The 21,655-nt window shown below is 66.6% G+C and carries 15 protein-coding genes; 4 read left to right on the forward strand and 11 right to left on the reverse strand.

Annotation, left to right across the window (positions count from 1 at the left end; all coding sequences use genetic code 11):
- Nucleotides 1-57 precede the first annotated feature (57 nt).
- The gene (locus FHW83_RS20450; protein WP_176648197.1) at nt 58-1,008 is read left to right on the forward strand and encodes a 2-hydroxyacid dehydrogenase; all 951 of its coding nucleotides are present in this window, start codon (nt 58-60) and stop codon (nt 1,006-1,008) included.
- Between the two features lie 21 nt (nt 1,009-1,029).
- Here FHW83_RS20450 and FHW83_RS20455 read toward each other — a convergent pair whose 3' ends face one another.
- Genes FHW83_RS20455 through FHW83_RS20470 form a run of 4 tightly spaced genes read right to left on the reverse strand, consistent with a single transcriptional unit; the run spans nt 1,030 to nt 3,960 of the window.
- Nucleotides 1,030-1,773: a GGDEF domain-containing protein gene (locus FHW83_RS20455; protein ID WP_176648367.1), complete on the reverse strand. Its 744-nt coding sequence runs from the start codon at nt 1,771-1,773 to the stop codon at nt 1,030-1,032.
- 8 nt (nt 1,774-1,781) lie between these two features.
- Entirely contained in the window at nt 1,782-2,168 is a 387-nt protein-coding gene (locus FHW83_RS20460; RefSeq protein ID WP_176648198.1) for a DUF1987 domain-containing protein, read from the reverse strand.
- A gap of 19 nt (nt 2,169-2,187) precedes the next feature.
- Complete coding sequence (locus FHW83_RS20465) at nt 2,188-2,745, reverse strand: SiaB family protein kinase (RefSeq protein WP_176648199.1); 558 nt, start codon at nt 2,743-2,745, stop codon at nt 2,188-2,190.
- Nucleotides 2,746-2,757: 12 nt separating this feature from the next.
- Nucleotides 2,758-3,960 (reverse strand): SpoIIE family protein phosphatase, encoded by a 1,203-nt coding sequence (locus tag FHW83_RS20470; protein ID WP_218106373.1) that lies wholly within the window; start codon nt 3,958-3,960, stop codon nt 2,758-2,760.
- Nucleotides 3,961-4,165: 205 nt separating this feature from the next.
- Here FHW83_RS20470 and FHW83_RS20475 point away from each other — a divergent pair, with 205 nt between their 5' ends.
- Entirely contained in the window at nt 4,166-5,803 is a 1,638-nt protein-coding gene (locus tag FHW83_RS20475) for a methyl-accepting chemotaxis protein (protein ID WP_176648201.1), read from the forward strand.
- 52 nt (nt 5,804-5,855) lie between these two features.
- Here FHW83_RS20475 and FHW83_RS20480 read toward each other — a convergent pair whose 3' ends face one another.
- The 4 genes from FHW83_RS20480 to FHW83_RS20495 all read right to left on the reverse strand — a co-directional run bounded on the left by FHW83_RS20480 (nt 5,856) and on the right by FHW83_RS20495 (nt 14,056).
- Nucleotides 5,856-6,644 (reverse strand): SDR family NAD(P)-dependent oxidoreductase, encoded by a 789-nt coding sequence (locus FHW83_RS20480; protein WP_176648202.1) that lies wholly within the window; start codon nt 6,642-6,644, stop codon nt 5,856-5,858.
- Nucleotides 6,645-6,735: 91 nt separating this feature from the next.
- A complete protein-coding gene (locus FHW83_RS20485) occupies nt 6,736-8,841 on the reverse strand; it encodes a TonB-dependent siderophore receptor (RefSeq protein ID WP_176648203.1) in 2,106 nt (701 codons plus the stop codon).
- Nucleotides 8,838-12,938, reverse strand: coding sequence for an EAL domain-containing protein (locus FHW83_RS20490; RefSeq protein ID WP_176648204.1), 4,101 nt, complete (start codon nt 12,936-12,938; stop codon nt 8,838-8,840). Before FHW83_RS20490 ends, FHW83_RS20485 begins: the two co-directional genes overlap by 4 nt.
- Nucleotides 12,939-12,949: 11 nt before the next feature.
- A complete protein-coding gene (locus FHW83_RS20495) occupies nt 12,950-14,056 on the reverse strand; it encodes an ABC transporter substrate-binding protein (protein ID WP_229224283.1) in 1,107 nt (368 codons plus the stop codon).
- Nucleotides 14,057-14,263: 207 nt separating this feature from the next.
- On the opposite strand from FHW83_RS20495, the gene FHW83_RS20500 reads away from it, so the two are divergent.
- Nucleotides 14,264-15,646: an MATE family efflux transporter gene (locus tag FHW83_RS20500; protein WP_176648206.1), complete on the forward strand. Its 1,383-nt coding sequence runs from the start codon at nt 14,264-14,266 to the stop codon at nt 15,644-15,646.
- A 13-nt stretch (nt 15,647-15,659) separates the two neighbouring features.
- Here the strand turns inward: FHW83_RS20500 and FHW83_RS20505 are convergent, their stop codons facing one another.
- The 3 genes from FHW83_RS20505 to FHW83_RS20515 form a co-directional block, all read right to left on the reverse strand.
- The gene (locus tag FHW83_RS20505; RefSeq protein WP_176648207.1) at nt 15,660-15,941 is read right to left on the reverse strand and encodes a DUF1971 domain-containing protein; all 282 of its coding nucleotides are present in this window, start codon (nt 15,939-15,941) and stop codon (nt 15,660-15,662) included.
- 15 nt (nt 15,942-15,956) lie between these two features.
- Nucleotides 15,957-16,163 (reverse strand): hypothetical protein, encoded by a 207-nt coding sequence (locus FHW83_RS20510; protein WP_229224284.1) that lies wholly within the window; start codon nt 16,161-16,163, stop codon nt 15,957-15,959.
- A 67-nt stretch (nt 16,164-16,230) separates the two neighbouring features.
- Entirely contained in the window at nt 16,231-19,770 is a 3,540-nt protein-coding gene (locus tag FHW83_RS20515; RefSeq protein ID WP_176648208.1) for a CHASE domain-containing protein, read from the reverse strand.
- Between the two features lie 117 nt (nt 19,771-19,887).
- On the opposite strand from FHW83_RS20515, the gene FHW83_RS20520 reads away from it, so the two are divergent.
- A complete protein-coding gene (locus FHW83_RS20520) occupies nt 19,888-21,609 on the forward strand; it encodes an ATP-binding protein (RefSeq protein ID WP_229224285.1) in 1,722 nt (573 codons plus the stop codon).
- Nucleotides 21,610-21,655: the final 46 nt, after the last annotated feature.

A 21,655-nucleotide genomic window follows, 5' to 3' on the forward strand; every position in this document is an offset into this window, starting at 1 on the left:
ACGGGAAATCCACTGCGCTTGTACAATCACCACAAGCTAACCAGAGTAGGTATTGATATGAAACCTGAAGTATTGGTGATGGCGGCCAGCCCTTCGGCCAGCGTGATGGCCCAGTTGGACCAGCATTTTGATTGTCACCACCTGTGGCAGCAGCCGCGCGAGCAGCAGGCCGCCTGGCTGCGGGGCGTCGCCGGCCGCGTGCGCGCCGTGCTGACCACGGGCGCGATCGGCATCGACGCGGCGCTGCTGGCGCAACTGCCCAAGGTGGAAATCGTGGCGGTGAACGGCATCGGCACCGACGCGGTGGACCTGGAGGCCGCGCGCGCGCGTGGTGTTTTTGTCACCAACACGCCCGGCGTGCTGACCGACGACGTGGCCGACCTGGCCCTGACGCTGCTGCTGTCGGCGGCGCGCCGGCTGCCGGCGCTGGACTTCTACGTGCGCACCGGCGGCTGGGAAGCCGGCAAGCCGCTGGCGCCGACGCGCGCGCTGCGCGGCAAGGTGTGCGGCGTGTATGGTTTCGGGCGCATCGGCCAGGCCATCGCGGCGCGGGCGCGGGCCTTCGGCATGGCGGTGCGGTACTTCCAGCCGCGCGCCATCGAGGGCGTCGACGTGCCGCGCGCCGAGTCGCTGCTGGCGTTGGCCGAGGCCAGCGACTATCTGGTGGTGGCGGCGCCCGGCACGCCGGCCACGCGCCACACGGTGAACGCCGAGGTGCTGGCGGCGCTCGGCCCGCAAGGCACGTTGGTCAACGTCGCGCGCGGCTCGCTGGTGGACGAGGAGGCGCTGATCGCCGCGCTGCGCGCGCATACGCTGGGCATGGCGGCGCTGGATGTCTTCGCCGACGAACCACGCGTGCCGGCCGCGCTGCGCGAACTGGAAAACGTGGTGCTGACGCCGCACGTCGGCAGCCTGACGGTGGAAACCCGCCACGCCATGGGCCAGCTGGTGGTTGACAATCTGCTGGCCCATTTCGCCGGCAAGCCGCTGCTCACGCCTGTCGCCTGAGCCGGGCCGGCGAGGTGCTGCTCAGAGCTCGGCGATCGCCGCCTGCGCGGCCGGCAGCGGCAGCTGCGAATGGATTTTGACGCAATTGCGGCCGGCGCGCTTGGCGGCGTACAACGCCTCGTCGGCGCGGCTGTAGGCCAGTTCAAAGCTGGTGCCGACGCTGTTCCAGCTTACGCCCACGCTGGCGGTGATCTGGCGGTCGATGGGCGCGGCGAACACCTGGTCGGCGATGGCGTCGCAGATGCGGATCGCCACCGCGCGCGCCTCTTCCGTGTCCGCCGTCGGCCAGATCACGGAGAATTCCTCGCCGCCCACGCGGCCCACGGCGACGTCTGGACCGAGCAGGGTGCGCAGGCAGCTCACCACCGTCTTGATGACGGCGTCGCCGGCCGGGTGGCCGAAGTCGTCGTTGATCCACTTGAAGTGGTCGATGTCCAGCACGATCAGCGCCATGTCGACGCGGCGCAGGCAGGCCGTGGCCTTGTCGATGACGGCGGCGCGGTTGAGCGCACCGCTGAGCGGATCGTGGGTGGCGCGATACTCCAGCTGCTGCGCCAGTTCGTGCAACTGGCGGTTCATCTGGTTCATGTCCAGCTCCGCGCGGTCGCTGCGGCGGATCAGGCGGCGGCTTTCGCGCATCAGACGCTCGTAGTGGATGATCAACTCGGCCAGCGCGGCGCGCGCGTCGGCGCGCGGATCGGCGTGCGCCGCCCTGGCGTTGGCCAGCGCGGCGCTTTCCAGCGCAAACAGGTCGGCTTCCGCCATGGGGTTCATCAGTTGCTCACCGCGTGATCGTGGAAATCGAGGGCGCCGAAATCGTCCTGCAGTTCCTGGCCGAATTCGAGGATGGTGTCGTCGTCCTCGTCGTGGTACCAGTTCAGGCGCACCTGGTTGCCGGCCATGGCGGCGTTGTTCAGCGCCTCGAAAAAGGTGAACAGCATCTTGGTGCTGGAGCTGTTGAAGTAGGCCAGCGAGACGTTGACGGTGATCGCGGCGTCCTTGCAGCCCTCCAGCCAGGCCCGCACGCGCGCGATCACCGGCCCGTAGAAGGCGGCCGCGTTCTCCGGATAGGATTCGCCCTTGATCGACAACGTGTGCTGGTCGAAGCGGAAGTCGATTTCCGGCGAGGTCGGCGAGGCGGCGATAAACAGTGGTTCCATGGTCGTTCTCAATATTTGTTCAGATGATCGCTTTGATGCAGAAGATGGTGGCGTCCGGATTGTTGGGATCCCTGACGAACTCGAACTCCAGCGGCTCGCTGGCGTCGCGCGCCATGGTCAGGAAGCCGAGACCAGCGCCTTTGCTGTCGGCCGGCGTCTCGTCGCGCAGCGCTTTCTTGTAGGCCGACCTGATCTCTTCCATGGTCATGGTGTGCAGCGGTTCCAGGCGGCTGCTGATGCGCTCCACATTGGCGCTGTCGACCGGATTGGCGCACAGCAGGAAGAAGCTGTCGCCCTTCATGCCGATGCAGAAGGAGCCGCGGCGGATCTGGTTCTCGGCCTGCTCGTCGGGCGTCAGCGTGTCGGACGAGTAGTGCATGATGTTCTGCGACATTTCGACGAACGACGAGAAGATGCGGCGGCGCGTAGGCCCGGCCGCGCCGGCGACGTCAAGGCGCGCCTTGATGGTCTCGGAGATGGCCGCCACCACGTGCTGCGAGAAGTAGCCCACGTAGAAAAAGATGATGTGGCGCTTACGGGCCACGTCAAAGAAGTCGTTGAATTCTTCGTACAACAAAACGTTTTCCTCTCAGGGACGCAAACAGAAAAAGGTGAGGTCGTCGCGGCGCGGCTGTGCGCCTTGCCACGCCTGGTAGTCGTCCAGCATCGCTTGCGCGACGTGGCGCGCGCACTCGGTGCGTTTGGCCAGCAGCACATCGCGCATGCGGCGCTTGCCGTAGGCGATGTCCCTGGCGCCGCCGATCTGGTCGATCAGGCCGTCGGTGGTCAGGAACAGCAGGCTGCCTTCCGGGATGGCGATGGTCTTGTTGGTCCACTGGTAGTCCAGCGGCGTATCGGTGTAGCCGACGCCCATGCGTTCGCCGTCCACGGTTTGCACGGCTTGCTGCTCGGGATCCAGCTGGAACAGCGCCAGCTTGGCGCCGGCGAAGCGCAGCTGGCGGGCGGCGTGGTCGAACCACAGGAAGGCCGCGTCCATGCCGTCGTTGGATTCGGTGTGGCCGTGGCCTTCGACCTGTCCCAACATGCCCTTGACGCCACGGTTCACTTCCGCGATCAAACGGGCCGGATCGCGCGGGCCCAGTTGCTGCAAGGCCTGCGACAAGGTGGACGATGAAATCAGCGTCATGAACGCGCCTGGCACGCCATGGCCGGTGCAGTCGGCGATGGCGGCGAACCAGCCGTCCTCGTACCTGGCGAAGTGATAGAAATCGCCGCCGACAACGTTGCGCGGCTGCCATTCGAGGTGGGCATCGTCCAGCGTGTCGGACAGGGCCAGGTTGGACGGCCGCAGCAGCGAGCGCTGGATCACGCTGGCGTAGTCGATGCTGTGCATGATCTGGCGGTTTTTCTCGGCCTGCATATTGGCCACCACGTTCATCAGCTGCAGGCCGAAGCCGACACCGGCCAGCGTGCCGTCCCTGGTCACGATGAAGCCGTCGGCAAGCGCCTTTTCACCCGATTCGACGGCGCGGAAGGTCAGCGCCTCGATGCTCATGTTGGCGTCGACGATCAACGGCTCCTTGTCCATGAAGGCGATGCAGCTCTTTTTCCCGTACAGCTCGTGATAAAACGGCTTGGACATCTGCGACATGAAGATGTTACGGCTGATGAGGCCTATCGGACGGCCCATCTCGATCACGGGCAAGCTCATCAGGTCGCGGCGCTCGGTGAACAGTTCAAGCACGGCGAAGTTGGTGGTGTCGGACAAGACCGAGACCGTCTCCACGCACAGGTCGGCGGCGACGGACAGGCGAAACCGGGGCAGGTGCAAACGAGAGGCATTGAACTCCACGGAAGGGAACCTTTTATCAACACAGAGCGACACATGCTAGTAGGAAATTGTTACCCCTTCATTACATCTTAACGGGAAGAAAATACTGTTGTCGTAATTGCCTTGCGGTAACACCACTGTCACATTCCGTGTGTACATTGGAGAGATTCGTGCATGAGGCACTTTTCTTTTTTATCTAAGGGTCATGAAACTTCCTCAATTGAATACGGGTATGCGGGTGGTGGCGTCGTTCGCGGCGCTGATGCTGGTGATGGCGTGCATGTCGGGGGTGTCGCTGTGGCGCTTGCAGTCGGCCAATGACACGGCGTCCAGCCTGGTCAACGAAAAACTGGCGCGGCAGCAGCTGACCTCGGAACTGCTGGGTGTGACCGAGTTAAACGGCTTGCGCGCGATGTCGATCGGGCGCAGCGACAGCCTGGAAGTGTCGGACATCTTCCAGGCGCAACTGACGGCCGGCGAAAAGGTGGCCGCCGAGATGGAGCGCAAGCTGGCGGCGATGCCGGCCCCCACGGACGAGGCGGCATTGCTGCGTGTGGTGGAGGAAAAGAAATCCGCCTTCCTGGCCCTGCGTGCCGACCTGTTCAAATTCAAGGACGGCGGCCGCATCCAGGAAGTGGGCGACCTGCTGGACAACAAGTGGCCGGGCGTGTTCAAGGCCTACACCGGCGCGCTGGAGCAACTGCTCGCGTTTCAGACGCGGGAGGCCAGGGCGCTGGCCGAGCGGTCGGCCCGGCAGTTCGAAGGCAGCCGCGCGTTGCTGATCGGCCTCGGCGTGGGCACGCTGGCGCTCGGCGCGGCGCTGGCGTGGACGCTGACGCGCAGCATCGTCGTGCCGCTGACGCGCGCGGTGGCGCTGGCCGAGCAGGTGGCCAGCGGCGAGCTGCACGTGGCGATCGAGCACGGCCGCGGCGATGAGATCGGCAAGCTGTTCGACGCGCTGTCGCACATGACCGGGCGCCTGTCCGATACCGTCGGCCGCGTGCGCGACGGCGCGGTGGCGATCGACGCCGCCTCGCGTGAAATCGCCAGCGGCAATATGGACCTGTCGCGCCGCACCGAACATCAGGCTGGCGCGCTGGAAGAGACGGCTTCAGCGATGGAGGAACTGACGGCCGCCGTGAAGCAAAACAGCGGCAACGCGCGCCAGGCCAACCAGCTGGCGATGTCGGCGTCGGACGTGGCGGGCAAGGGCGGGGCGGTGGTGACGGAGGTGGTGAGGACCATGGCCAGCATCAACGAGTACGCGCACAAGATCGTCGACATCACCAGCGTGATTGACGGCATCGCGTTCCAGACCAACATCCTGGCCTTGAACGCGGCGGTGGAAGCGGCGCGCGCCGGCGAGCAGGGACGCGGCTTCGCGGTGGTGGCGGGGGAGGTGCGCAACCTGGCGCAGCGCTCGGCGGAAGCGGCGAAGGAAATCAAGAAACTGATCAACGACTCGGCCGAGCGTGTGGCGAGCGGCAGCGAACTGGCGGAAACCGCGGGCGCCACGATGGATGAAATCGTGGTCAGCGTGCAGAAGGTCACCGCCATCATTGGCGCCATCAGCGCCGCAAGCAGCGAGCAGGAGCACGGCATCGAACAAGTCAATGCCGCCATCAGCGACATGGACGGCGTCACGCAGCAGAATGTGGCCCTGGTCGAAGAAGCCGCCGCCGCAGCGGCCGCGATGCAATCGCAAGCGCGTGCGCTGGCCGAACTGGTGGGTTCCTTCAAAACCGAACCGGCGCGCGTCCACAGCATGCGACCTCATCATTCGGGGTCAGCTCTGACAATCGGACATTTGGCCGGCTCTATGGAACTTATCAAAAATATTTAGTTCCCATTTGTCTGAATGTCAGAGCTGACCCCGACTTTGAACCCGACTTTGGCTAGGCGATGGTGTCGACCACGCCACCGTCCACCCTCAGCGCGGCGCCGGTGGTGGCCGAGGCCTGCGGCGAGCAGACGTAGACCACCAGATTGGCCACTTCCTCCGGCGTCGCCACGCGCTGGATGATGGAGGTGGCGCGATGCGCCTTGACGAAGGCGTTGGCCTCGCGTTCGGCCGCCGCGTAGTCCTCGCCCGGCGCCACCAGGTCCTGCACGCCCTCCGACAAGGTCGGTCCGGGCAGCACGGCGTTCACCGTGATGCCGGTGCCCGCCACGGTCTTGGCCAGGCCGCGCGAGATGGCCAGGTTGCCGGTCTTGGTGAAGCCGTAATGCACCATGTCGGCCGGAATGTTCAATCCGGACTCCGACGAAATGAACACGATGCGGCCCCAGTTCTTCTGCCGCATGCCGGGCAGGTAGGCACGGCTGGCGCGCACACCGGACATGATGTTGATCTCGAAGAAGCGGGTCCACTCTTCATCGGGAATCTCGCTGAACGGCTGCAGCTTGAAGATGCCGAGATTGTTGACCAGGATGTCCGCCACCGGCTCGGCTTTTTGCAGGATGGCGAAACCGTCCGCATTGCCGAGGTCCGCCGCCACGCCGCGCACCTGCGCGCCGGGCACGCGGTCGCGCAGCCGCGCCAGCGCCTGGTCGACGTCGGCCTGCTTGCGGCCCGTGATGACCACGGTGGCGCCAGCGCCGGCCAGGCCCGCCGCGATGGCGTAGCCGATGCCGCGCGTGGAGCCGGTCACGATGGCGGTCTTGCCTTTCAAATCGATATGCATGACGTTTCCTTTCGGGTTGGAGGAATAAGCATCCATCCTATCCGAAATGGCCGGCACGATAATCCGCCTTACGGCTGATACGTTTTCTACCCTAGCGAGTCTGGATCGAGGCCTGCAGCGAAATCGCCCGCGGCGCCATCGGCAGGTCGAACGGCAGGTTCAGGCCCGGTGCCGGACTGGGTTCGCGCACGTCGGTGTTGAAGGCGTTGCGCAGCGCCAGTGTGTAGTTCCACTGGTTGCGCCCATTGCGCGTGCCCAGCGTCAGGTCCAGCGTGGTGTAGTCGTGCAGCGCCGGACGCAGGTCGCCGAAGGCGCGCTTGCGGCCCGCCACCCAGTTCACTTGGGCGCTCGACTGGTAGCCGCTGGCAAACGCCCACTCGGCGCGGCCGTACAGGTGCTGGCGCGGCGCGTAGCCGGCGTCGGTGTGCGTGGCCTCGTCGATGGAGCGCTGCCACGCGTAGTTGCCGGTCAGGCGCACGTCGCGGTTCAGCGTCCAGGTCGATTCCACCTCCACGCCATGGCCGTTCTGGTTGCCGGTGTTGGCGTAGGTGGCGCCGGTGCCCGCCAGCGCGTTCGGCACGGTGCGGATGATGTCTTTCATGTGATAACGATACAGCGTCAGGTTGACCGTCGCATCGGTATCGGCCTGCCACGCGAACGACAGTTCGGTGGTGGTGTTGCGCTCCGGCTTGAGGTTGGGGTTCCCCAGCGCCACCGGATTGGTGATGCCATAGCTTTCCGCGAAGGCCGGCGCGCGGAAGGCGCGGCCGTACAGCAGCTTGGCCGTGAGGTCGAAGCTGGCGTCCCACACCACCGCCATGCGCGGGTTGGTGGTGCCGCCGAAATCAGAGTACTGGTCGTGGCGCACGCCGGCGGTCAGCATCCAGTCCTTGGCGAAATTCCATTCGTCCTGCAGGTAGGTGTAGTCGATCTGGCGCCGCTGCGGACGCAGGAACGGCGTGGTGTTGGTGGTTTCCACCACCGCCGGCAGCGGGATCGGCGTGCCGTTGGCGGCATAGTTGAAGTTGCGGTATTCGCGCGTGCGATACAGGTTGATGTCGTCATGGCCCACGCCCACGCGCAGGTGGTGGCCGCGCAGGCCCGTGTAGTCGGCGTAGGCGGAGAAGCGATAGGCGCGTTCCGAGGTTTCCGGCGCGGCGATCATCCCTTCCGGGAAAGCGCCGGTCGGCAGCACCAGGCCAGGCGGCAGCAGCCGATACAGGGTGGACATGTCCTGCGAATAGGTTTGCGCGCTGAGGCTCGCGCCCAGGCCAAGGTCGCGCGTCACTTGCGGTTCGGCCCAGGTCAGGCTGGCGGTGGCGCGGTCGCTTTCCTGGCGGCCCACCGGGTCGAGCGCGGAGGCGATGCCGGCGCCGCTGCCCATGTCAAAACGGCGCTTGTAGCCGAAGCGCGCGCGCCATTGACCGTAGATCAGGTCCAGGTTGGCGTCGATGGCCTTCAGCTGGTTGTTCAATTGGCCCGGCGCCAGCGACGCGTGGGTGTGGAACAGTGTGTCGTTGCGGGTTTGCGCATCGGCTTCGATGGTGCGGTGGAAGCCGTCGGTGCCGCCGACGCGCAGATAGGCCGCCACCTCCACCGCGCCGATCTTGCCGCCGTGCTGCACCCAGCCGTCGTAGGTGCTGAAGGAGCCGGCGCGCACGCCGATCTCGGTGCCGGCGGTCTCGCTCGCGCCCTTGGTGATGATGTTGATCACGCCGGAGTAGGCGTCCGACCCGTACAGCGCCGAGCCGGGGCCGCGGATGATCTCGATGCGGGCGATGTGCTCGACCGGGTAGCCGCCCCAGATATTGCCCTTGTTGCCGACGTAGGCCGTGGTGATCGGCACGCCGTTCTGCAGCATCAGGATCTGCGGCGTGTAGGCGCTGACGATGCCGCGCACCACGTACAGCGGCGAGTAGCTGTTGGGCGTGCGGTTGACGTGGATGCCGGCCACGCTTTCAAGTATTTGATCCAGATCGGTCGCGCCCATGGCGGCGATGTCGGCCGCCGTGATCACCGACGCCACGGCCGGCGCGCGGCGCAGCGTCTGCAGGTTGCCGGTGGCGATGCTGACGCTGTCGCCGGCGCCATAGACCAGCGCCAGTTCATCGTCTTCCGCGACCGGCGCGGCCTGCGCGGCGATCAAGGGGAGGGTGAGTGCCGCAGCACACAGCCGTTGGGCGCCCGACTTGTTCAAGATGCTGACTCCGTATTTGTTTTTTTCATGAGGCGTCGCGCCAGGTCCTCGAACTGGTCGGCTGGAATGGCGGGACTCAGGTGATAGCCTTGCATCAGGTCACATTCACGGCCCGCAAGATAGGCCAGTTGCGCGTCGGTCTCCACGCCTTCCGCCACCACCTCCAGCCGCAGGCTGTGGGCCAGCGCGATGATGGCGCTGACGATGGCGCCGTCGTCCGGATCCTGCGGCAGGTCCTGCACGAAGGAGCGGTCGATCTTGATGATGTCGACCGGGAAGCGCTTCAGGTAGGACAGCGACGAGTAACCGGTGCCGAAATCGTCGATCGACAGGCGCACCCCGAGGTCGCGCAGGCGATGCAGCGCGGCCAGCGTGTCCTGGGCGTTTTCCATCAGCGTGCTCTCGGTGATCTCCAGTTCCAGCAGGTGCGGCGGCAGGTTGGTGTCGGCCAGCACCGCCTCCACCGAGGCGGCGAAGTCCTTTTGCAGCAGCTGGCGCACCGACAGGTTGACCGCCACTCGCATCTGCGGCAGGCCGGCGCGGATGAATTGCTGCAGCTGGGAGCAGGCGGTGCGCAGCACCCAGTCGCCAAGCTGGTTGATGATGCCGGTTTCCTCGGCCAGCGGGATGAAGTCGGCCGGCGGGATCATGCCGCGCGTTGGATGGCGCCAGCGCACCAGCGCCTCCATGCCGATGATGCGGCCGTCGTGCAGGCTGGCCTGCGGCTGGTAGTGCACTTCCAGCTGGTGCTGCTGCTCCATGGCGCGCCGCAGGTCGCTCTCCAGCCGCACGTGCTCGGAGATCGAATGCTCCATCGACGATTCGTAGAACTGGAAGCCGGTGTTGGTGCGCTTGGCGCGGTACATGGCGCTGTCGGCGTGCTTGACCAGGTTGGCGACGTCGCTGCCGTCGTGCGGGAACATGGCGATGCCCACGCTGGCGGTGACGAAGATGTCATGGCCGTCGATCGGGAAGGGCGCCGACAGGGCGCGCACGATGTTGTGGGCGGCGGTGGCCGCGGCGGCCGGGCTGTCCAGCTCATTGAGCACGACGGTGAATTCGTCGCCGCCCAGGCGCGCCACCGAGTCCGCCGAACGCACGGTCTGGCGCACGCGCTGCGCCACCGCTTGCAGCAGGCGGTCGCCGATGGCGTGACCAAGGTTGTCGTTGACGTATTTGAAGCGGTCCAGGTCCATGAACAGCACCGCCACCTGCTGGCCGGCGCTGCGCGCGTGGTCGATGCTCTTGCCCAGCAGTTCAAAGAACAGGGTGCGGTTGGGCAGGTTGGTCAGCACGTCGTTGTAGGCCAGGTGGCGGATGCGCTTCTCGGCGCGATTGGCCTCGATGATGCGGCGCACGCGCTGCGACAGCACGGCGTAGTGGATCGGCTTGGGAATGTAGTCGCTGGCGCCGGCGGCGAACGCCCGCTCCACCGAGGAGTTGTCCTGCAGAGCGGTGATCATCAGCACCGGGATGTCGGCGCCGTTCGGCAGTTCCTGCATGCGCGCGCAGGCGGTGAAGCCGTCCATCACCGGCATCATGGCGTCCATCAGGATCACGTCCGGCTGGAAGGTCGCCAGCATCGACAGCGCCTGCTGGCCGTTCGAGGCTTCCTCCACCCGGAAGCCGTCGCGCTGGAGGGTGTGGCGCAGCGTGCTGCGGGTGCTGCGGTCGTCGTCCACCACCAGCACCTGCGGCGTGTCTTCGCTCAGGTACAGGTCCCCCGGCTCGGTGTAGCTCAGTTCCGCGCGCAGGAAGGCGGCGACGGCCTGGTATTGGTCGTTCAGGGGCGCCAGCAGCGGCAGGATGCGTTCCGGCTGGCCGGCGGCCGCCAGTTGCTCCGCCTGCAGCGCCAGTTGCGCCAGCGCCTCGGCGCCGAAATTGCCGGACGATCCCTTGAGCGCGTGGGCGCGGTTGCGCGCGGTCTCCATATCGCCGTTGCGCACCGCCTGCGCCAGTTCGTCGAGGCAGATCGGCGTGTCTTCGAGATACGGCGTGACGGCGTGCGGCAGCGAGTCGCCCAGCACTTCGCGCAGCTTGTCGAAGATGTCGAGATCGAGCGGCGCCGGCCCGGCGGCGCGGCGCGCCGGCGGCGTGACGGTGAGCGAGGTGGCCGCCGGCGCGCCGGCCGGACCGGAAATCGCGCCCTGGCCGCCGTTCGGCAGCCACTTCTCCAGCTTGTGGCGCAGTTCGACCAGTGTGATCGGTTTGGCCAGGTAATCGTCCATGCCGGCGGCCAGGCATTTTTCGGCGTCGCCGATCTGGGTGTTGGCGGTCATGGCGATCAGCGGCGTGCGGCGGCCCAGCGCCTGCTCGGCAAGGCGGATGTGGGCCGTGGCTTCGTAGCCGTCCATCTCGGGCATGCTGCAATCCATCAGGATCAGATCGAAGCGGTCGCGCTGGGCCGCGCGCACGGCTTCCAGCCCGTCGGCGGCAAATTCGCACACGCAGCCGTTCATGTTCAGCATGCCGGCGGCCACCATTTGATTGGTGCGGTTGTCCTCGGCGATCAACACGCGGTACTGGCGCGCCGGCAGGGGGCGGGGCGGCGCGTGCGGCACGGTGGCCGCCGCGATCTGCTCCGCCTGGAGCGCCTGCGCGGGTTGCACCGGCGCGCCGCGCGATGGCACCGAGAAGCTGAACGTGGTGCCGCTGCCGGCCACGCTATGCACCTTGATTTCGCCGCCCAGCAGCTCCACCAGCTGCTTGCAGATGGCCAGACCCAGACCGGTACCGCCATAGCGGCGCGTGGTGCTCGGATCCGACTGCATATACGCTTCGAACAGGCGGCGCTGCACCTCGTCGCTCATGCCGACGCCGGTGTCGCGCACTTCAAAGCCGAGCACCAACGGTTCGCTCCCCACCGCTGCGACCTGGATCAGCACCTCGCCGCGTTCGGTGAACTTGACGGCGTTGCCGGTCAGGTTGATGAGGATCTGGCGCAGGCGCAGGGAGTCGCCGATCACGCGGTCCGGCACGCCGTCCGTCACCGCCCAGCTCACGGCCACGCCTTTTTGCTGCGCCGGGCGGGCCACCAGCTCGGTCACTTCCGACAGCAGCGCCGCCAGGCTGAACTCCGCCTCTTCCAATGTCAGCTTGCCGGCCTCCATCTTGGAGAAGTCGAGGATGTTGTTAATCAGCGCGATCAGCGTGCGCGAGGAATTCCACGCGACGTCGACGAACTCCTGCTGGCGCTGGGTCAGGCGGGTTTCCTTCAGCATGTCCAGCATGCCGACCACGCCGTTGAGCGGGGTGCGCACCTCGTGGCTGACGGTGGCCGCGAACTGCGCCTTCATCTGCGCCATGTTGACGGCGGCGTCGCGCGATTCCTTCAACTCCGCCTCGCGCTGTTCCAGCACGTTCATCATCTGGTTGAAGGCCTGGCCCATCTCGATCAGGTCGCGCGGACCGGCGGGCGTGGCGCGCATGCCGGATTCGCCGGCTTCCGCGCGCCGCATCAGCCGCGAGAGCGCGTTGAGTGGATTGAGCATGTGGCGCGTGAGCAGGCGCGCCAGCACCAGCAGGATCACGGCGAACGAAAGCGTCAGCCCCAGGTTGCCCAACAACAGCGACCAGGTGAGCTTGTTCAGCGTGGCCTTGGACAGCTGCACGTGCACATAGCCGAGCAGCTGCTGTTGATGCTCCTGCAGTTCAAACGGCGATTGCTCGGCCTGGCCGCCGTACACCGGCGCCATGAATACCCAGCCGTCCGCGTTTTCCCCGGCCATGCCGGCCTGCGGCGACGGCACCTCGTTGAAAATCCTGGGATCGAGCTTGGCGCCGCCCTGCGCGCGCGACAGCAGCACGTTGCGGCGCGCGTCCATGATCTGCAGCCCGGCCACGTCCGGGAAGGCCAGCGTGGCGTTGACCACGTCGCGCGCGTTTTCCGGCGAGTGGAACAGCAGCGCGAGCGTGCTTTGGCGCGCCAGGCTGTCGGCGATGCGCTGGCCCTGGCCGACGAAGTGGTCGCGCATGCGCGAATTGGCGGCCCAGGCGTTCATCAGTGCCGAGAACACCGCCAGCCCCAGGATCGCGGCGGAGACGATGAGGGTGAGCTGTCGCTGAAATCCGGTGCGGCGTAAGAATTGACGGAACATATTCATCGCGCTCAGGGTTGTGGGTACACGAAATCGAAGCTGCGCTGCTGCAGCGCGCCCAGATTCAGTCCGATGTGGCTTGCCGTGCGCAGGTTGATCGCGGTCTGCAGTTCGCGCAGCGGCACCAGCGGTCGGCGCCGCACGTCGCCGTTGATCACGCCCATGGCCGACGCGGCCAGCGTGCGGCCCAGTTCCACGTTGTCCGGCACCATGGCGAACAGCGCGCCTTTCTTCACGTGCAGCACGTTGCTGGAGAACAGCGGCAGGTTGTTGTTCCACGACTCGCGCAGCACCAGCGGCAGGATCGTGCTTTCCTCCACCGTGGTGCTGTCGTGCGGCAGCCAGACGGCGTCGTGGCGGTTGTCGGCGCTGGCGATCAACTGGCTATACAGCTTGGCCGCGCTGGCCAGGTCCACCGCCACATGGGCCGACAGCTCCAGGTTCTGCGCCTTGGCCGCCTCGCGCGCCAGCTTGATCAGCCAGTCCGACTTGGCCGGGTTGTACACCACCACGATGCGGCGCAGCTCGGGCAGCAGCGCGCGCAGGCGCGAGAACAGCATGGCCGGATCGGGTGTCATGCTGATGCCCATGACGTTCTCGGATTCGGACAGCAGCAGCACGCCGCCGGCCAGCACCGAGATCTCGCGGTCGAAACCGGCGGTGGCGTTGAGGCCCTGGCGGCCCAGCGCGATGACCACCTTGGTGCCGCTGCGTTTGAGGGTGTTATTGAGTTCGACGGTATCGACCTTGGGATCGACCGGATAGCTGCGCACCTTGAGCTTGATGCGGTCTTCTATGCCCTGGATCATGGCCAGGAAGGCGGAACGGAACGGTTCTTCCACGTTCGGATACACCACCGCGATGCTGCCCTTGTTGAGCGAGGCCTGCACCTCGGGGCGGCGCAACTGGTCCTCCAGTTGCGCGAGCGTGACGGGGCGCACGTCCGGACGCAGCGGCGCGGGAATGGTGACCACGTCCAGTGGTTCGATCAGCATACCGGTCTCAGCGGCAGTGGCTGCGATCGCACTGAACTGCAACACCGAACCGGTGGCCTGCGCGGCGCCGGCCAAGATGAGCAGCACAGCGGCGGCAAACAGGGCGTTTATTATCTTTTTCATCATGCTAACGTTACTGCACCGACAGGCGGACAGCGCCGTTAGGATGCTTTCATAGTATAAGTCGAGTCTTTGCTAAATCGGAAACTAAATCGGACACAGATCGTTGTTGGCTGGCGACAATTAACGGCCGCGATAGCTTGCGCAAATATTGCTGATGAAAGCGCTTCCACATGATAAAGTAAGGGGCATATCCTCCTATAAGCCATCATGTCCGCCTCCAGAACGCCGATTCGCACGCCGCCCATGTTCAATCTTGCGTGGCCGTTGCTGGTCGAACTGGGGTTGGCGATCGTCGCCAGCGTGGTCGGCACGGCGCTGGCCTCGCGCATTTCGGACGCGGCGGGCGGCGCCTTCGCCATCGCCAGCCAGGTCTCGGCGGCGCTGTTCATCCTGTTCCGCATCATCGGCGCCGGCGTCAGCGTGGTGGTCACGCAAAGTCTCGGCGGCGGCCAGCGCGCGGCGGCCAACAAGGTGGCTTGCGCGGTGGTGGGGGCCAGCACCTGGCTGGGCGCCGTCACCGGCCTGATCGCGATGGCCGGCGCCACGCCTTTGCTGCATCTGCTGAATACCCCGGCCGAAGTATTCCCGCTGGCGGCGCCGTTCCTGGTGGCGCTGGGGCCGGCCATGCTGTTCGATGCGTGGAACGCCTCCATGGCCGGCGTGATGCGCGCCCACCTGCGCACGCGCGACACGCTGGTGGTGCTGATCATCATGCACGTCACCCATCTGTTGCTGGCATTGCCGCTGATGTACGGCTGGGGGCCATTGCCGGCATTGGGCTTGCCCGGTTTCGCCATCGCGCTGACTGTCAGCCGCATGGTTGGCCTGGCGCTGCACCTGCTGATGTGGCGCGAGCATCTGCACATCACGCTGGCCCGCGACGATTGGTGGCGCCTGCCGCGGCGCGAACTGGCGGCCGTGCTGCATATCGGCTTGCCCGGCGCGGCCGAGAACATCGCCTGGCGCCTGGCCTTCATGGTCAGCGTGGCGACGGCGGCGGAACTGGGCGCCAGGGCGCTCGCCACCCAGGCCTACGTGCTGCAGTTGATGGGCGGCGTGATGATGTTCAGTATCGCTACCGGGCTGGCGGTGGAGATCGTGGTCGGATACCTGATCGGCGCCGGCGAATTGCGCGAGGCGCACCGCGTGGTCAGGCGCTCGCTGGCGCGCGGCCTGGTGGTGTGCGTGCTGATCGCGGCGGCGGCCGCGCTGTCGGGCCGCTGGCTATTGGGCTGGTTCACCCAGGACGAGGAAATTCTCGCCGCCGGCGCCACGCTGTTGTGGATCACCGTGGTGCTGGAGCCGGGGCGCACCTTCAACCTGGTGGTGATCAACGCGCTGCGCGCGGCCGGCGACGCGCGCTTCCCGGTGATGGCCGGCGCCTTCTCGATGCTGTTCGTGCTGGCCGGCGGCAGCTGGCTGCTGGGCGTGGTGCTGGGCTGGGGATTGCCAGGCGTGTGGATCGCCTACGCCGCCGATGAATGGATTCGTGGCCTCATCATGTGGCGGCGTTGGCAAACCCACGCCTGGGTGCCGCATGCGCGCAGTTCACGCAAGCGGCTGCGGCCCGCCATCGTGGTCGAGGGCTAGGCGCCGTTACCGCTCAGCGGTGGAAATCGACCTGGAAACGCACCGGGCCGACCAGCCGGACTTCGTGCTCGACCTGCGGTTCGACCACGCCATCGTGGCCCGGTGTGAGCAGCACTTCCTCGGCCGGCACACGCGCGTCGGTGATGCGGTATAACAGGCTGCCCTCGAGGATGCGGATGCGGCCCCATACGCCAGCGGCGGTGGTATGGCCGCGTAGCAGGGCTGCGGGGATGCTGTCTTCGGTGAAGACGGCGGTGCTTTTGTACTGCGTGGCGGTGGCGGGAATGGTTTTCATCGCGGTTTGTCCTGGTTACGCGACCTTCACTTCGCCAAAGAAGCCATATTGCAGGCTGGCGGCGACGCTGCGGGCGACAGTGTCGAATTCGGCGGCGTCGGCGGACGCGAACAGCCGGGTGGTGGTGGCGCGGAACAGCTGCAGCCACCGGCGGAAATGCTCAGGCTCGATGCCGCCGAACGCGATCGAGTCGGGATCCAATGGCAAGGGAGATGATGGCATGATGGCCTCCTTGAAGATTCATGTGAAATACTACATTAAACGGGCGGCCGGTTCAAGCGGCAGACGCTTAGCGGCCAGCGGCCGTCTTCAGGGGAGACGGAAGGTTGCGGGCGATCACGCGCAGCATTTCCTCGACGTCTATCGGCTTGGCGATGAAGTCGTTCATGCCGCAAGCGAGGCATTGTTCGCGCTCGGAGGCCATCACCCCGGCGGTCATGGCCAGGACCGGCAGTCGCAGTCCCAGCTCGGTGCGGATCTTAGTGGTTGCTTCAAAGCCGTCCATCTCCGGCATCTGCACGTCCATCAGCACCAGATCGTAGCGGTGGGCGTCGGTACTCAGGCGTTCGACCGCCTCGCGGCCATTGCCGACCGCCTCGATCACGGCGCCGGCGTGGGCGAGCATGCTGGTGGCCACCAACTGGTTGACCGGATTATCCTCCACCAGCAGCAGGCGCACGCCATCCAGCCGCTGGCCGCCGCTGTCGGCATCGGCGGCGGTGGTCGGGCCCACGGCCTCGCGCGCGCTGGCCTGCGCCTGCTGCAGCGTTTCGGCGAGGCGGGTGCCGGTGACAGGCTTGAGCAGCACCGCATCCGCTGTCTGCGCGCCGTCGGTGTGCAGCAGCTTGCCCTGGCCGAAGGCGCTGATCATCAGGATCACCGGCAGCCGGCGGATCGCGGCATCGGCGCGGATGGCCTGCATGGTGGCCAGGCCGTTCATGCCCGGCATGTCCCAATCGACCAGCACCGCGTCATAATGCACGGCCGGATTGCGCAGCAGCGCCAGACCATGCTCGCCGTCGTTGGCGCGGTCGCAGGTCCAGCCGCGCGCGCTGATGCTGCGGCACAGGTAGTCGGCGCTGGTCTGGTCGTCGTCGATCACCAGCAGGTGCTGCACCGGGCCGATGGCCGGCGCGCTCTCGGTGTACGGTTGCAGCGGCACGCTGAGTATGAACTCGCTGCCGGCGCCGGGCGTGCTGCGCACGTCGATGGCGCCGCCCATCAGCGCGGCGATGCGGCGCGAAATCGCCAGCCCCAGGCCGGTGCCGCCAAAGCGGCGCGTCATCGACGCGTCGGCCTGGGAGAACGGCGCGAACAACTGCGCCACGCGATCGGGGTCGATGCCGATGCCGCTGTCGCGCACCGTGAAGCGCAGGGTCGCCGGCGGCGCCGCCAGTTCCACCAGCACCGACACCGATCCCTTTTCGGTGAACTTGATGGCGTTGCCGACCAGGTTGATCAGCACCTGCTGCAAGCGGTGGCCGTCGCCGACCAGCGCCTGCGGCACGTCCGGTTCCACGCCGATGGCCAGTTCCAGGTCCTTCTCGCCGGCGTTGACGGTCATGATGGTGGCGATCGCCTCCAGCATGGCGGACAGCTGGAACGGCGCCGGCGCCAGCTCCATGCGGCCCGCCTCGATCTTGGAGAAATCCAGCACGTCGTTCAGGATGCTGAGCAGGGAATTGCCCGACGAACGTATCATTTCCACGTACTTGAGCTGCTCGTTGGACAGCGAGGTGGTGCTGAGCAGGTGCGTCATGCCCAGCACCGCGTTCAGCGGGGTGCGGATCTCGTGGCTCATGTTGGCCACGAACTCGCTCTTGGCGCGGCTGGCCGCTTCGGCCTGGTCGCGCGCGGCGATCAGCGAGCTTTCCGACTGGCGCAGCGCGCCGGTCATCTGCCGCGCCAACGCGGTGGCGTAGGCCTGGCGCGCGCTCAGCGCGCGCACCACGCCGAAGAACAGCAGGCTGATAATCACGCCGGCCAGCAGCACGATGTGCGACTTCTGCCGGTCGATGGCGTTCTCGAACGCCGGCTCGGACGAGAAGCGCAGCGTCCATTGATGGCGCAGCAGTTCCAGCGGCATGGTGCGCAGGTAGGGATTGGGGTACTGGCGCGTATCGGCCGGTTCGCGCTCGCTGGCATACAGCAGCGCGCCCGGGGACGGGCGGGCGCCGTCGAATATCTCCAGCCGCACGGTGCGGTCGGCGGGGCCGAGCAGGTCCTGCATCAATTCGTCGGCGCGGATCGGGCTGTAGGCGAAGCCCTGCAGCGCGGCCATGCGCTGTTCGGGAGTGGCGTCCGGCTTCAACTGCGCCTGCTTGCGGTAGATCGGGAAGTAGATCAGGAAGCCGGGCAGGCCGGCCTTCAATTCGTCCTGCACCAGCACCACCTTGGAGGTCATCGCCGGCACGCCGCTGCGGCCGGCCCGCAGCAGGGCCTCGCGGCGGGCCGGCTCGGACATCATGTCATAGCCGAAGGCGCGCAGGTTGCGGCCGGCGAACGGCTCCAGATAGGTGACCACCGCCGACATGCCGACGTCGCCGGCGTCCTGCTGGTTGCTCCAGATGCGGAAGTCTTCATAACCCTGGATGCGCAGGTCTTTTTCCATCGCGGCGCGCTGGTCGGCATGCAGGAAGGTGGCGTAACCAAGACCCATCACGCCCGGGAAGTTGTTGCGCAGGTCCATGCCCTCGGTGAAATCGCGCCATTGGTCGCGGCTGTGCTCCTGCTGCGTCTTGAACAAGGCCTGGGCGCCGCGCAAGCCCGATTCGTAGAGCGTCATGCGGCGGCTGATGCGTTTGGCGATGTCGGCGCACTCGGTGTCGAACTGCTCCTGCGCGCGGCGCTCGGTGCTGGCCGCCAGCAGGTGCCACACCGCCACCGTCAGGCCGACGCCGATCAGCAGCGTGCCCCATTGCGCCGCGCTGTAGCTGGCGGCGTCGCCGGCGCGCTTGCGTTCATTGGCGTCCGCGCACAGCACCATGGCGATCAGGCTGCACAACATGATGAAGGTGGACAGCGAGATCAGGGCGTCGTTCAGGGTGCCGACCGCGAACGGGCCGCGTCCATTGATGGTGCCGAACACCGCGCTGATCGCCGCGATGATGCACACCATGCTGGCGCCGCGCAGGCCGTGGCGGTGCGAGGACCAGGCGATCGCCAGCACGAACAGATAGGGCAGCCATCCGAGGCCGTCGTCGTAGGAGTAGCGGCGGCCGAACACGACCAGCGACAGCAGCAACAGCAACAGCAGCGACAACATGATCTCCAGCGCGCCGCGCCAGCTCCAGCGCGGCCGCCGGCGGATGCACCACACCAGGATCGCCGGCCCCACCAGCAGCACGCCGGTGGTGTCGCCGACCCACCATGTGAGCGCGATGGTGCCATAGGCGGCGGCCGGCGCAAGGCCGCTGTGGACCAGCGTGGTGCTGCCCACGCCGGCGCTGACGGCGCACATGGCCATCGCCACCAGCGCGAATTTGTAGACGTTCTGCTGCTGGCCGATCGGCTGTTTGATGTCGAAATAGCGGCGCACCAGCCACACGCCGGCCAGCGCCTCCAGCGTATTGCCGCTGGCGATCAGCAGCGAGGCCAGGCCCACGGTGCCGTTCAAAGGCAGGCCGTTGCCGAGGAAGGTGGTGGTGTTGGCGATCAGCGCGCCGAGGAAGACGGCCGGCCAGGCGCGATAGCCCATCAGCAGCAGCGCCGCGAAGGCGATGCCGGATGGCGGCCAGACCGGGGTGGCGTTGGTGTGGTCGAACGCCAGCAGCAGGCTGGCGTGGGCGATCAGGGCATAGCACAGCGTGAGAAGCGTCAACGCGCGCATGGCGGATTCTTGGGGTTGTCAACGATGAACCACTATAGCGTAAATATTGCCATAATGGTTTGGCATTCAGGTCGCCGGCAGGGTATATTTTGGCATCCTGTTCATTGTGAGCTTATCTTGTCTCTCCCTTCCAACGATGCCATGATTGTCGCCTTGTCGGTGGTATTCGCTGCATTGGTCGGGCTGTTTTCCCTGGTCAGCAACGCCCGCCAGAAGGCCGGGCGCGATGCCGCGCTGCTGCGCTCCAACGAGAGCGACCGGCGGGCGCGCATGCTGGCCGACACGCTGCCGCTGCTGATCGCCTACATCGACCACGACCTGCGCTACCGTTTCGCCAACGCCCATTACCGCGCCCAATGGGGATTGGACCCGCAGGACATGCTGGGCAAGAGCGTCAGCGAAGTGTTCGGCCCCGCCGCCGAGCCCTGGCTGGGCGACTTGCGGGCCGCGCTGGAGGGGCGTCGCTTGCATTACGAACGCGACTTCCAGGGGCCGGACGGCGTGCACCATTTTCTGGTCGACCTGGTGCCGGACATGGACGGCGGCGGCAAGGTGCTGGGCTTTTACCTGACCGCGATGAACATCACGGACCGCAAGAACAGCGAGCAGCGCGCGGAGGCGGCCAGCCGCGCCAAGAGCGAGTTCGTGGCGAATATGAGTCACGAGATCCGCACGCCGATGAACGCGGTGCTGGGGGTGGCGCATCTGCTGGAGAACACGCCGCTGAGCGCGACGCAGCAGGAATACGTGGGCATGATACGGTCTTCCGGCCAGGTGCTGCTGGGGATCCTGAACGATGTGCTGGACTTTTCCAAGATCGAGGCCGGGCGCATGGAGCTGGCGCCGGCGGCGTTCCGTCCGCGCGAGCTGCTTGATTCGATATCGAACGTGATGACGCTGAACGCCGGTGCGCGCGGCATCGGCCTGTCGATCGCCGCCGACGCGCAGGTGCCCGAGGTGCTGATTGGCGACGCCATGCGCTTGCAGCAGATCCTCATCAACCTGGTGGGCAACGCCATCAAATTTACCGAGCGCGGTGGCGTGACGGTGCGGGTGGCGCTGGCGTCGCCGCCGCAGGGTGGTTCCGCCAGCCTGCGCTTCTCGGTCCGGGACACCGGCATCGGCATGGACAGCCAGCAGTTGAGCCGTTTGTTCTCCGCCTTCAGCCAGGCCGACGCCTCGACCACGCGCCGCTTCGGCGGCACCGGGCTGGGATTGGCGATCTGCCGCCGGCTGGCGGAGCTGATGGGCGGCGACATCACGGTGCGCAGCATGCAGGGCGCCGGCAGCGAGTTTCTGGTGACGCTGCCATTCGCCGTCGCTCCCGCGGATGCCGTGGTCGAACCGCCGGAGTGGCATAGCGTGCCGCCCCAGGGCTGGCTGTCGGAACCGCCACGGACGCCGGCCGCGCCGCCGGAGCCAGCGGCGAAGCCCGAACTCGACATGCCGCGCCTTCAGGGCGTGCGCCTGCTGCTGGTGGAGGATCATCCGCTCAACCAGGTGGTGGCGTGCGGCATGCTGGAACAGGCCGGCGCCCGCGTGGAGGTGGCCGAGAACGGCCAACTTGCGGTGGAGCGCCTGCGCGAGCGCGCGGCGGACTACGACATCGTGCTGATGGACGTGCAGATGCCGGTGATGGACGGCTTTGAGGCGACGCGCCGGGTGCGCCACGAGCTGGGCCTGAAGTTGCCGATACTGGCCATGACCGCCGGCGTGATGCAGTCGGAGCGTGATCAATGCTTCGCCGCCGGCATGGACGATTTCATCGCCAAACCAGTCGACGTGGAGCAAATGCTGGACATCATTTCGCGCCACTGGCAGGCACTTCGCGCCGTTTAGGCGCAATTCGTCGCAAGGCCGCGCGTGGCCGCGCCGTGCTGGATAA

The sequence above is a fragment of the Duganella sp. SG902 genome (assembly GCF_013376005.1).
GTDB lineage: Bacteria > Pseudomonadota > Gammaproteobacteria > Burkholderiales > Burkholderiaceae_D > Rugamonas.